This is a genomic window from Flavobacterium branchiophilum NBRC 15030 = ATCC 35035 (assembly GCF_002217205.1).
Lineage (GTDB): Bacteria > Bacteroidota > Bacteroidia > Flavobacteriales > Flavobacteriaceae > Flavobacterium > Flavobacterium branchiophilum.
On the sequence record NZ_MUGT01000102.1, the window covers coordinates 1 to 13498 of the forward strand.

The 13498-nt window shown below is 34.6% G+C and carries 11 protein-coding genes; 6 read left to right on the forward strand and 5 right to left on the reverse strand.

What is annotated here, in order from left to right; translation table 11 throughout:
- The 4 genes from B0A58_RS11445 to rlmF form a co-directional block, all read right to left on the reverse strand.
- Positions 1-281: gamma-glutamyltransferase (locus tag B0A58_RS11445; RefSeq protein ID WP_207758847.1), on the reverse strand; the 281-nt coding region annotated here is incomplete at its 3' end.
- Positions 257-862: an acyl carrier protein phosphodiesterase gene (locus B0A58_RS11450; protein ID WP_089081170.1), complete on the reverse strand. Its 606-nt coding sequence runs from the start codon at positions 860-862 to the stop codon at positions 257-259. The genes B0A58_RS11450 and B0A58_RS11445, both read right to left, overlap by 25 nt.
- A 414-nt stretch (positions 863-1276) precedes the next feature.
- Positions 1277-4399, reverse strand: coding sequence for a TonB-dependent receptor (locus tag B0A58_RS11455; RefSeq protein ID WP_089081171.1), 3123 nt, complete (start codon positions 4397-4399; stop codon positions 1277-1279).
- Between the two features lie 203 nt (positions 4400-4602).
- The gene (gene rlmF / locus B0A58_RS11460) at positions 4603-5538 is read right to left on the reverse strand and encodes a 23S rRNA (adenine(1618)-N(6))-methyltransferase RlmF (RefSeq protein ID WP_089081172.1); all 936 of its coding nucleotides are present in this window, start codon (positions 5536-5538) and stop codon (positions 4603-4605) included.
- Between the two features lie 610 nt (positions 5539-6148).
- Between rlmF and B0A58_RS11465 the strand changes: the two genes are divergently transcribed.
- From B0A58_RS11465 to B0A58_RS11495, 6 genes are all read left to right on the forward strand, one after another.
- Entirely contained in the window at positions 6149-6562 is a 414-nt protein-coding gene (locus tag B0A58_RS11465; protein WP_207758848.1) for a DUF1569 domain-containing protein, read from the forward strand.
- A 219-nt stretch (positions 6563-6781) separates the two neighbouring features.
- On the forward strand, positions 6782-7459 hold the full coding sequence (gene trmD, locus B0A58_RS11470; protein WP_089081174.1) for a tRNA (guanosine(37)-N1)-methyltransferase TrmD: 678 nt from the start codon (positions 6782-6784) through the stop codon (positions 7457-7459).
- A gap of 35 nt (positions 7460-7494) precedes the next feature.
- Positions 7495-8220 carry a gliding motility-associated ABC transporter permease subunit GldF gene (gene gldF, locus B0A58_RS11475; protein ID WP_089081175.1) on the forward strand — a complete coding sequence of 242 codons (726 nt, stop codon included), beginning with the start codon at positions 7495-7497 and terminating at the stop codon, positions 8218-8220.
- A 42-nt stretch (positions 8221-8262) separates the two neighbouring features.
- Positions 8263-9939: a gliding motility-associated ABC transporter substrate-binding protein GldG gene (gene gldG, locus B0A58_RS11480; RefSeq protein WP_089081176.1), complete on the forward strand. Its 1677-nt coding sequence runs from the start codon at positions 8263-8265 to the stop codon at positions 9937-9939.
- A 118-nt stretch (positions 9940-10057) separates the two neighbouring features.
- Positions 10058-11176, forward strand: coding sequence for a DNA polymerase III subunit beta (gene dnaN, locus B0A58_RS11485; RefSeq protein ID WP_014083786.1), 1119 nt, complete (start codon positions 10058-10060; stop codon positions 11174-11176).
- A gap of 430 nt (positions 11177-11606) precedes the next feature.
- The gene (locus tag B0A58_RS11495) at positions 11607-12626 is read left to right on the forward strand and encodes a threonine aldolase family protein (RefSeq protein WP_089081178.1); all 1020 of its coding nucleotides are present in this window, start codon (positions 11607-11609) and stop codon (positions 12624-12626) included.
- 13 nt (positions 12627-12639) lie between these two features.
- Here B0A58_RS11495 and B0A58_RS11500 read toward each other — a convergent pair whose 3' ends face one another.
- Positions 12640-13206, reverse strand: a complete 567-nt coding sequence (locus tag B0A58_RS11500; protein ID WP_014083784.1) for a DapH/DapD/GlmU-related protein — start codon at positions 13204-13206, stop codon at positions 12640-12642.
- Positions 13207-13498 lie beyond the last annotated feature (292 nt).

The following is a 13498-nucleotide window of genomic DNA, read 5'->3' on the forward strand; positions in this document are numbered from 1 at the left end:
CTATAATCCAAAGCCCCAGTTTCGCCATTGGCTTTTCGATATACCATAAAACCTCCCCCGCCAATATTGCCTGCCTGCGGATAGGCCACGGCAAGAGCCAACTCGGTTGCTACCATAGCATCAAAGGCATTGCCGCCTTGTTGCATGATTTGGACTCCAATTTTGGAGGCTTCTTCTCGGGCAGCAACTACCATTGCTTTTGACGTTTGTAGCCCTTTTTGAGCATATACAGCTTTACTTACAAATAATAAAACTATTATGATTTTTGAAATTCTAGACATAGTAAATTTAATTTTTCATTAGAAAATGATTGCAAATTTATAAAAAATTCAAAAAATTCAGTTTCAAATTCGTTATAATATTTTTTTAACACTGCAATTGCAGCACTCATATTGGATTGGTTTTGCATTCGTTTGTCCATTTGAACTAAAATTTGATGCAAACCTTCGAGTGATTGGTAACTTTCGAGCCAGTTTTGAACTTTCATATAGGGCAACAAATGTTTTGTTTTATCATTCAAAAAATCCCAATGTGTATAGAGCGATTGATAGAAATTTTGTACATAATCGCTGAGTTTTTCATCGGAAAATTGCGACCAATTTTTTGCCAAAAAATGATCGTAAAATATATCGACAATAATGCCCGAATAATGCCCAAAGTCTTGATGCAGTCGGTGTTTGCTTTGTCTAAACACGGGGTGAGCATCTGTATAAGTATCTATGGCTCTGTGCAATACAATCCCAATTTGTATGTCTTTTGGATAGGTTTCAAAATGTTTGCCACGAATGCCATCGGCCATAAAATTGCCAATTTTAATCAAATCGTTGTTGTTTGATAAATAAATATGAGCCAAAAAATTCATAGTCTGCTTGTTTGTATCAAATATATCGGTTTTTTGTTTACCAAACACATTTTTATTGACTTGATTTTTAATTTTGATACTGTCCTACAAAAAAATATAATGTATAAAAAAAGACTTTTGCAAAACAAGCAAAAGTCTTTTTAAATTATTCATTGTTAAGGATGGCTACATAAATCAGCCCAATTGTACTATATTATTTTGGGCGTTCCCCAAGGGTCGGGCTATCCGTTGCAATCAATGTTCATTGAACTCCAAAAGAAATATCATATTGTGAAATAATCTTTTTTGATTACCACATTCAGAAACTATATTCGTACAAGACAACACCCCTTTTGGGGGCTGGGGGGCTTCTAAAGGATTTTCACTACTATCCCTAACGCAACATCTGCAAATAATGGTATGCTACCTTAAATATTAAAATTTGTAGCTCAATCTTACAAATACAAATCGGCCATTTTGACCAAATTGCGACACGTTTCTTGAATAAGCAAATTGATTGTTGTTAGACAAATCGATAGTTGCAGGAGCGTTTGTATAAACAATATTTCCGCCAGATAACGAAGGTTTAATGGCTTTTTGAGTTGTTAAATTCAAATCTGGATAAATGTCTAATAAGTTATTGGCTCCCAAAACAATTTTAGCTTGTTTGGTTACATTGTATCCAACAGAAAAATCAGTAATAATTCTGGCACCCCAAATAGGATGTTCGGTTTCCACTACCTGACCATTGATGATGGCACCATCAATTTTGCCATCGCCATTAACGTCGGCAGTATTTGGATCTGTAACTTGTCCAAAATATACGTTTCTTAAAAAGAAATCAAATTGATGAACAGTCATGGTGTTCGTTAAATTGGCTTTAACTCTTGGAACGGCTTCTTCCAAATATACTCTACTTGATTCAGAATAATAACGGTTGATTTGTCCATTTGCTTCCAAAATTGACGAAGCATGAATATCTCCAATTCGGTTTGTTTTTGAAAAAGTGGCGGCCAAATCTGATTTCAATGTTAAATCGCCAAAATGAGCTTTGTGGCTCAAAACTACATCAATTCCTTTAGTTTGAGTATCGATACCATTGGCAAAAAAAGTTGCAGCGGTAGCATTGGCACTGTCAAACAAAGCGTTCAAAGTAGCTGCTGGGGTTCCTGCCGCTGGGGTTCCGCCAGGTCGAGAAAATTGGTCTGTTAGCACTACTCTGTCTTTGATTTTAACATAATAAGCATCGGCAGAAAGGGTGATGTTTACCGAAGGTATTTTGGCCGTAAAACCTAAACTAGCACTTTGAGACTCTTCTTGTTTCAATTTTGGAATCCCTAAAAGTTGTGCGGCTTGCGAATCGTTTGCAAAAGTCCCTACTTCAAATGGTACACCTCCAACAAATTGAGTTGCAGTTGAATTAAAGTAAATTTGATGTAACGATGGTGCTCTGAATCCAGTAGATACAGCCCCTCTTAAATTGATTTTGTCTGTAATTTTGTATCTTGAAGCTACTTTAAAATTGGTAGTGTTTCCAAAATCCGAATAATTTTCATATCGAACTGCTGCATCTACCATCCATTTGTCGGTAACATCATATTCTAAATCGGTATAAAATGCATAGCTGTTTCTACCTTTGTCCACTGCATTTGCTGGTTTGTAACCTGGAAATACTTGTGAACCGCCTGGACGTAATCCATTATATGCTCCAGTAATAATAATTGCACCCGTAATTGGATCTGTTCTAGTAGAGGCATTATGAACGCCGCCAGCAGAAGCATCTAAATTTCCATTATAAAAATCTGAAACTTGAAGATTTGCAGGAGTTGTCCCCGTTACAATACCACCATTGATATCGTATTTGTTATACGAATCTGGTTCTCCTGCAATGATTTTGAAATTTTCTACTCGATATTCGGCACCAAAAGCCACATTCAAAGCACCCAATTTTCGGTTTACATCAAAATTTGAGGTATTTTGAAAAAATCGCAAACCACCCGCATTGAAACTGGTTTTAGAATTTTCTCTTAATGTTGAATTTACCGTATTTTCGATACTGTATCCAAAGTAGTTCATCCCAGAGGTATTACTCAAATCAAAGTTCCATTTGTCAAAAATTTTACCTCTCAAACCTCCTGCAATAGATCCATCGTGAATAGTCGAGTGTATTTCTGGCAAAAACCCATCCAAATACAAGCCTGTATAAGAACGGCTTTGATTTGGTTTTCTATAAAATCCCGCAGATTCTCCATCTCTAAAGCTGGCACCACCAAAGGTGTAAAGCTCTAATTTATCTGTTAAAGGATAAGCTGCGTTCAAAAAATATTGAGCACTTTGCAAAGAAGATTGCCCTACTCTCATATTAAAATCTTTTCTTTCTTTGCCTCTATAAGCTAATTCGCCAGCAGTAGCATCAAAATTTAAAGCTTTTTGCAAATCTAAAATAGTATTGGCACCCGCAATTGCGGCTTGTTGTGTAGGCGTAAAATAGGCAACTTGTGGAGCATAAGTATGAATAGCACTAATAATTTGAGCGGTATTTGGAGTATTGTTGATGTTTCCAAACAAGCTGTTGATATTAAAACCATTTTGAGCTGCTCTAAATTCTACTGCATTATAGGCATCGTAAATCGTATTATTCTCATTATTAGCTCGACTTGTAGCGTCTCTTAACTGAAAACTAGCCGTCATGTTGATAAATCCTTTTTCTTTGCCTAAACGGGATCCCCAGTTCATATCCAATTGGTAATTGTTTCCATCGTGTCCGCCACGGTGGTCATTGGCATTTTTGGAATAATTACTACCCGCAAACATGGCAATATCAAATTTGTTGGTGTTTTTTTTCAAGTTCAAGTTAATAACTCCCGCAATAGCGTCTGAACCATATTGAGCAGAAGCACCATCTCTTAACACTTCGATTTTTTCGATGGCAAAAGCTGGAATGGCATTCAAGTCGGTACCCACAGCCCCTCTACCTGGAGTTCCATTGATATTAACTAATGAAGACGTATGACGTCGTTTTCCATTGATTAAAACTAAAACTTGATCGGGCCCTAAACCTCTTAATTGTGCAGGGTCTATGTGGTCGGTTCCATCGGCTACAGTTTGAGTGTTTGATGTAAATGATGGGGCTACCATGTTCATGATTTGGTTCAAATTGACTTGTGGCCCCTGAGAGGCAATGTCTTTCATCCCAATTACATCAATAGGCACGGCCGATTCTGTTACAGTACGGGCAGGGCTTCTAGAACCTAAAACTACAACATCTTGCAAAACTCCCGAATTTTTTAGGGTTACGTTTTGTGTGGCTCCTGTAACTTTAATTAGGATAGTTTCTAGCCCAACATAAGACATTTTTAATTCATCGCCCACTTTGGCCATTATGACATATTTCCCATCTAAATCGGTTGTAGTGCCTTTTGTAGTGCCTTTTACTGCCACAGAAACTCCAATTAAAGGAGTGTTTGACTCATCTGACACTACACCACTTACTTTAATTTCCTGAGCAAAATTGATTGCAGTAAAAAGTAAAGTAATAAGTAAAATCATTTTCTTCATTTTATTTTTGTTTAAAATTAGTTTACAAAATTACACAAATAATTCTATAATTAAAAAATATATTTACTGATACTTTTTTTTTAAATAAAATCACTTAAAAAAGAATTATCTTTGCAATTTAAACATTTGGATTGCAATATGTTAAATATTTTAACACCTTTATAAACAAAACATCAATTTTGGATATTTCCAATACCTACACCCTACTCAAACTTCCAATCTTTAATTTGCTGTGGGGTTTGAAATATCCAAGCTATGAAACGGCTGTTTTTTTGGCCTTGGGCCATGGAAATGGTGTGGTGTTGGGCAACATTCACGCGGTTTAGGGTGTTGTAGATGGTTTTTAGATGGACTTTTTTAGACACTAAAGTAGTAAACCACAAGCATTGCATAGGGTATTTGGCACTTTCATAAATCATTTGATTGATAAAAGTTAGCTCGCCACCTTCGCACCAAAGTTCGTTTTGATTGCCGCTAAAATTCTGACCTTTTGCTGTATTCAAATGGGTAGTTTTACGGTTGTTGTGTTGCAGCACCTCGTCTTCTGAACTGTGAAAAGGTGGATTACAAATACTAAACGTAAACTTATCCTCGGGCAAAATAATGTTTTTGAAAATATATTTTATATTAGTTTGCAATTGAAGGCTAATATAATCAACTAAATTGGGATTTTTAGAAATAATCCGTTTGCAATTTTGTAAGGCTTCTTCGTTAATATCGGTGCCAACGAAGCTCCATTGGTACAAATGATGTCCTAAAATTGGGTATATACAATTGGCACCAATGCCAATATCGAGCCCCAAAACACCATCGCCAGTGGGAATGGTGCCTCCACAATGCTGGGCTAAAAAATCGGCCAAATGATGGATATAATCTGCCCGTCCAGGTATGGGAGGACACAAATTGAATGGGGGTATGTCCCAGTATTGCAAATCATAATAGGTAATTAGTAACGATTGATTCAAACACTTTACGGCCTCTGGATTGGCAAAATCGATGGTTTTGGTATTGAATTCATTGACAAACACAAATTTTTTGAGCATTGGGCATTGAGACATAAGCAACTCAAAATCATATCCGTCTCGGTGTTTATTTCGTGGATGCATGGGTACTTTGTCTGTCGTATTTTTAGATTTCATGGATTCCTTATTGTATTACAACTATTGCATTTTGATTTTTTTATGTAACAAAAAAACAAATGTAATGATGTTGTTTTCATTTTCAAAACTAAAGCAAAGATAATCAAATACTTGTAAAATTACTATGGCAATGTTGTTTTATTTGTACTGTTTTTTATAAATTGAAATAATTGAAAAATAAATCTCTTTTATTTTTAATTATTATCTACATATATAATATTTTTTTTAGATATTTATATTTAAAATTAATAAAAAAACTAATTTATATCAAGTGTATTTTATGTTAATTAAACTCCAATAATAAGCTAGACTTCGTTATAAAACTTCAAAATCCAAAGGCAAAGTACTTCATAAACCCCATAAAAAAATAAAAATAAGTGCACACAGACGTTTAAAGAATATAGCATCAATTAAAATTATAACATTTTAGAAAGGAAGTAAGTGCTTGTTATTGAAATATTTTTAGATTGTAAAAAAATTCTATTGCTTGATTTGGGTTATATTAGAATAATAAATTTTTAATAAAAAAATAGAATTAAGTTTGTATCTTTGACATCTTAAAAAAAATATAATGACTCCTTCCATTTTTAATCAAGCGGACAACCAAAAAATGATTGAACGTATCCAACAATTGTCATCAAATAGTGGGGCATTGTGGGGCAAAATGACTGTTAATCAAATGTTTAAACATTGTGCTGCGGCTATTGATGTTGCTTTGGGCAATAAGGATTTGAAAATTAATTTTGTTTTGAGAATTTTAGGTTCGATGATGAGAAAAATAGTTTTAAATGCTCCAGAATTTAAAAAAAATGTAGCAACAGCCAAAGAATTTGTGTTTACAGGCCAATATGACTTTGATGCCTCTAAGCAAGAATTGATAGAGAAATTCCAACAGTTTGCTATCAAAGGGCCGCATGCCATAAAAGATTTGCAACATCCGTTTTGGGGCAACATGACTTATGACGAATGGGATGTTTTGATGTGGAAACATTTGAACCATCATTTGACACAATTTGGTGTTTAAATATTGTATCCGAATGTTGTTAGTTAGATATTTTGCGTTAGGGATAGGAGTGGAAATCCTTTTTTGAGGCTTTTTCTGCCTCAAAAAAGATTGTAACGGATAGCCCGACCCTTGGGGAACGCCCAAAAACAAACTTCTTTAATTGGTTGTTTTAAATAGCTCAAATCAGATCATAATTAATTAAGAAAATAAATTAAATATTATAATTTTTATAATAAAATGCGTATAGATATTATAACATTACTGCCCGAATTATTAAGGAGTCCTTTTGAGGCCTCTATCATGAAACGAGCCATAGACAAAGGTTTGGTAACGGTTCATATTCATAATTTGAGAGACTACACGAGTAATAAACAAAAAAGTGTAGATGATTATCCTTATGGTGGTGGGGCTGGCATGGTAATGATGATTCAGCCCATTGATGCATGTATTTCGCAATTGAAATCGGAAAGGCAATATGATGAAATCATTTATATGTCGCCCGATGGCGAAACTTTACACCAACAAATGGCCAATTCAATGTCGATGTATGACAACATCATCATTTTGTGTGGGCATTACAAAGGAGTGGATCAGCGGGTTAGAGACCAATTTATAACCAAAGAAATTTCTATTGGCGATTATGTATTGTCTGGCGGCGAACTAGGAGCATTAGTACTTTCTGACGCTTTAATTCGGTTGATACCTGGTGTTTTGAGCGATGAAACATCGGCACTAACGGATTCGTTTCAAGACAATTTACTCTCGGCACCCATTTATACCCGCCCAGCCGATTACAAAGGATGGAAAGTTCCAGAGGTGTTGTTGAGCGGTCATTTTGCAAAAATAGACCAATGGCGAGAAGACATGGCATACCAACATACCTTACAAAGACGACCTGATTTATTAGACAAATAAACTTATTTTTTTAAAATATTTTACAATAATTATAAATGAAAGCAATATTAATAAGAGAAATTAAATCTTTTTTTGGTTCTCCCATTGGCTATTTGGTCATAGCCTTATTCTTGATTATCAACGGGTTGATGTTATGGGTTTTTGAAGGACAATACAATATATTGAATAGTGGTTTTGCAGACTTAGGTCCATTTTTTACATTGGCCCCTTGGATTTTGATCTTTTTGATACCAGCCGTAACCATGAAAAGTTTTTCTGATGAAATAAAAATGGGTACGCTCGAATTGTTACTTACAAAACCATTGAGTGTGTGGCAAATTGTATCTGGCAAGTTTTTAGCTGCGGTTTTGTTGATACTTATGGCACTTATTCCTACTTTGTTATATGTATATGTAGTTTACTTAATGGGACAAACAGAAGGAAATTTAGATCTTGGCAGTACTTTTGGTTCTTATTTTGGTCTCATGTTTTTAATAGCCGCTTATGCCTCCATTGGAATTTTTTCATCTACTCTTACTGAAAATCAAATAGTTGCATTTATTATTTCGGTATTTTTGTGTTTTGTATTGTTCTATGGATTTCAAGGTATAGCTTCCTACATTCCCTATATTGAATCTTTTATAGTAGCATTGGGCATGGAAGCACATTTTAAAAGTATTGGACGTGGCGTTATTGATTCTCGAGACGTATTATATTTTGTAAGTATTACCTATCTGTTTTTATTTTTTAGTGTAAATCAATTAAAAAACAGTCATCATTAAACAAAATTTATCATCAATTATATTTATTAATTATACATTGTAATGAAAAATAAAAATTTTCAAAAAGTAGCATTTACCTTACTGATCGTATTGATTGTCAATTTGTTAGGATACCAATTTTTTCATCGTTTTGACATGACTCAAGACCAACGCTATACCCTATCCAAAACTTCGATGCAAATCATTCAGCAAGTACAAGAACCCTTGTATATAGATGTATATTTAGAAGGTGATTTTCCTGGCGAATTTAAAAAATTGCAAACAGAAACCCAGCAACTACTCGAAGAGTTCAAAGCTTATAATTCCAACATTATTTTTCAGTTTATAAATCCATTAGATGCTGAAAATCAGGGGATGGGCAAGGCCAAAGAATTATTTGGCAAAGGGCTTACTCCCATTAGCATAACCGTGGACGACAAAGGAAAACAATCGCAAGAAATGGTTTTTCCGTGGGCAATAGCACGATATAAAAACAAAGAAATAAAAATTCCTTTGTTAAAAAACACGATGACGCAATCAACTGAAGAAAAAATTGTAAGTTCTGTTCAACATCTTGAATATGCTTTTGCAAATGGCATCAACACCATTTCTAAAGACAAAGAAAAAAAAATAGCCATTATAAAAGGAAATGGCGAATTGGACGATGTATATATAGCCGATTTTATCAAAGAGGTTCGAAACAATTATTACATTGGCCCGTTTACTTTGGATTCTGTTGCCAAAAAACCCCAAGAAAGTTTAGCCTATCTAAAAAAATATGATTTGGCAATTGTAGCCAAACCCGAAGAAGCTTTTTCTGACGAAGAAAAACAAGTTTTAGATCAATTTATATTAAATGGAGGAAAAGCCATTTTCCTTATCGACCAAGTAAAAGCCGAAATGCAAGCCCTAACTGAAAACGGTAGCACCTTTGCTTTTCCAAACGATTTAGGACTTTCGGAACTTTTTTTCAAATATGGCATCAGAATTCAACCCGTACTCCTCAAAGACGAACAAAGTATTCCAATCAAACTAGCAACAGGAACAGCCGGAAGTGGCACACAGTTTCAAGAATATTTATGGAAACTGTCGCCTTACATTTATCCAGAAACCAACCATCCTATTGTAAAAAATATGGAAGGAATTAAATTTGAATTTGCAAATCCCATCGAAATTTTAAAAAATAATTTACAAAAAACCATCTTACTCCGCTCCTCCCCCTACTCTACCGCTATTGGTACACCAACAGAAATAAACCTCAAAATGGTAGAAGAACAAACCGATATGAGAGCGTATTTAAACAAAGGATCGCTGCCAGTAGCTGTATTAATTGAAGGTACTTTTCAATCGGTTTTTGAAAACCGAGTGTTGCCCTTTGACGACAAAACGTTTATTGCCAAAAGCAACAAAACATCCAAAATCATTGTGATTGCAGATGGCGACGTTATCAAAAATCAATTGGACAAAGACGGCATGCCACTCGAACTGGGGTTTGACAAATGGACCAACAAATTGTATGGCAATAAAGAACTGATGATGAATACCGTAAACTACATCCTAGACGACAACGGACTCATCAATATCCGTAGCAAAGAAGTTCATTTGCCATTATTAGACAAAGAAAAAGTTTACAGCAATTATACCAGCCTACAAGTTCTAATTCTAGGATTGCCATTGCTTATTTTAGCCCTATTTGGGCTGTTATTCAGCTATTTACGAAAAAGGCAATATGCAAAATAAAAGACTTGAAAAAAAATGTTTTTTTATTCAAACAATTAAGATATATTTGTACGCTCAAAAAGAAAATAACAAAATCAAAGTCAAAGCCAAAAATGATTTTGGATTAAAATAAAAAAAAATGAAATTTATTGTATCAAGTTCGTATTTATTAAAACAATTGCAAGTATTAGGTAGTGTCATCAACAGCAGCAATACCTTGCCAATTTTAGATAACTTTTTGTTTGAAATAGAAGCCAACAAACTAACCGTTTCGTCTTCGGATTTAGAAACAAAAATGTCGGCCACATTACAAATAGATTCTGACAGCCAAGGCAGCGTAGCAGTACCCGCAAAATTATTGCTCGAAATCCTTAAAACTTTTCCAGAACAGCCGCTAACTTTTTCTGTACAAGACAACAACACCATCGAGTTGAGCTCAAACAACGGTAATTACTCCGTAGCCTATTTGCCTGGCGAAGAGTACCCAAAATCTGTTGTGCTCGAGGATCCTTCCATTACGCTTGTTCCCTCGCATGTACTGTCAACAGCAGTTAGCAAAACCATTTTTGCAGCTGGAAACGATGATTTAAGACCTGTAATGTCGGGCGTTTTCTTTCAATTTTCGCCAGAAGGCCTTACATTTGTAGCTACAGATGCTCACAAATTAGTAAAATATGCCCGCCAAGACGTAAAAGCAACCGAAGTGGCCGATTTTATCATGCCAAAAAAACCACTCAACATCCTCAAAAACAATTTAGGAGCCATAGACACCGAAGTAAAAATTGAGTATAACAAATCCAATGCCACCTTCTCGTTTGATAATTACGTGTTGACTTGTAGATTAATCGATGGAAAATATCCTAATTACGAAACCGTAATTCCAAAAGAAAATCCAAACAAATTAATGATTGATAGATCTTTATTTTTAAGCTCTGTACGTCGTGTGTCAATATTTTCAAACAAAACTACACACCAAATCAAACTCAAAATTGCAGGATCTGAATTAAATATTTCTGCCGAAGATATTGATTATTCAAATAAAGCCGAAGAAAGATTAACTTGCGACTACCAAGGCGAAGACATGCAAATTGGTTTCAACTCAAGGTTCCTACTCGAAATGCTAAATAGCTTACAATCCGACATGATTTTGTTAGAAATGTCTTTACCAAACCGTGCCGGAATTTTAACACCCGTAGATGGTTTAGAAGATGGCGAAGCCGTAACCATGCTCGTAATGCCTGTTATGATCAACAGTTAGTAGCTCATTTTTTACATATAAATAAAAAGACTATCGTTCCGCAACAGATAGTCTTTTTTTTTGTAGCACTACACCATCCTTTCAAACAACACTTGTCCCGCTATCCATTACAATCTTTTGTTTTTTTTCGTTTTCAAAACAAACCATCTTATCACCACAAAATTTCGTTATTTTAAGTGGCTTTTTTCTCAAAAAAACAAAAGGATTTCCATTACTATCGGGGCTATTCAACAAAAAACCTGCTTTCAAATAACTTTTCAAAAAAAAAGAACAGACTTACAACCAATTTTAAACTGAATTAAAATTTAATTACTTAATTTTGCAGATAGTACTCTTAAAAATAAGGAAATCAATAAGTAATTTATTTTTCAATAAAAGGAAGTACTTGTTGTAATCAATTAAAATATTTTTTTCATCAATATATAAAACCATGGAAATCAATTTGATAAGCGATACGGTAACAAAACCAACGCCCGAAATGCTGCAATATATGTTTGAAGCACAAGTGGGCGACGATGTGTACAAACAAGACCCAACTGTTATCGAACTCGAAAATCGAATTGCCAAAATGTTTGGAATGGAAGCGGGTCTTTTTTTTCCATCAGGCACCATGGCCAACCAAACAGCCATCAAATTGCACACCCAACCAGGCGAACAACTCATTGCCGACAAATGGGCACATGTATATCATTATGAAGGCGGTGGAGTAGCCTTCAATAGCGGTGTATCTTGTTGTTTGCTAGACGGTAACCGAGGGATGATTACCGCCAATCAAGTAGAAAATGCCATCAACGACCCAGAGTTTTACCACAGCCCACTCACCAGTTTAGTTTGTGTAGAAAACACAACAAACAAAGGAGGAGGTGCCTGCTACGAACTAGAAAATTTAATCGAAATAAGCAAAGTTTGCAAAAAAAATCAATTGAAATTTCATTTAGACGGAGCCCGAATTTGGAATGCATTAATAGCCAAAAAACAAAACCCTAAAGACTTTGGCAAAATATTTGATACCATCTCTGTTTGTTTGTCAAAAGGGTTGGGAGCTCCCGTAGGGTCTGTGCTATTAAGCGACCAAAAAAGCATTAAAAAAGCCTTACGTATAAGAAAAATTTTAGGCGGCGGTATGCGACAAGTAGGCTATTTAGCTGCTGCGGGCATATATGCCTTAGACCACCATGTAGCCCGATTAGAAAACGACCATCGTCGTGCCAAAGAAATTGCCAACGTTTTAGAAAAATTAGTTTGGATTGACAAAGTAGAGCCTGTTGAAACAAATATCCTTATTTTTTCTGTAAAACCAGCCATAAACGAACAAATCGTAATAGAAAAATTAAAACAAAAAAACATACTCATAAGTGCCATGGGAAGCGGCAAACTAAGAATGGTTACCCATTTGGATTACAGAGAGGTTATGCATTCTTATGTATTAGAAACCTTAAAAAAATTATAATTTTTTAAGTTTTTTATTCAATATTTTTAATAAATCTTGCAGGAACACCGCCCACAATGGTATTTGAAGCTACATTTTTAGTTACCACACTTCCAGCTGCTACAATAGCATTTTGGCCCACAGTAACTCCTGGCAAAAGGATGGAACCAGCTCCAATCCAAGCCTTTTTTTGAATAGTTATACTACTCAATATCAACGACTTACGTTCTTCTGGAGCGGTAGGATGGTTTTCGGTTATCAAATTTACTTTTGGCCCAATAAGCACATCGTCTTCAATGGTAATACCTCCTAAATCCAAAAAACTACAACCATGATTGATAAAAACTCGTTTCCCAATTCGGGTATGTTTCCCAAAATTTGTATCAAAAGGCGTAAATATTGTGGTAGATTGGTCTATTTCATATCCAAAAATAGAACTCAATACCTGCCGAGCCTCATCGATCGTTTGGGTATTTTGCAAAATAACTGATAGTTTTTTGGTATCAGCTACCATTTCCCAAACTTTAACCCATTCCGGATCAGTACTACTAATAGTACCACCAGTCAACATCCGATTAAAAATATCATGTGAATTGGTCATTTTTTTTTAATATTTAGTTTGTGTTTAATTTTTTTAATTTTATAATATTTATCTTTCAATATTTTCAATATTTCAATCTTTCAATCCTTTCAATTTTTCAATCCTTTTCAATCTTTCAATATTTCAATCTTTCAATCCTTTCAATTTTTCAATTTTTCAATTTTTCAATTTTTCAATCCTTCAATCTTTCAATCCTTCAATTTTTCAATCCTTTTCAATCTTTCAATTTTTCAATCTTTCAATCTTTCAATTTTTCAATTTTTCAATCTTTCAATTTTTCAATCCTTCAATC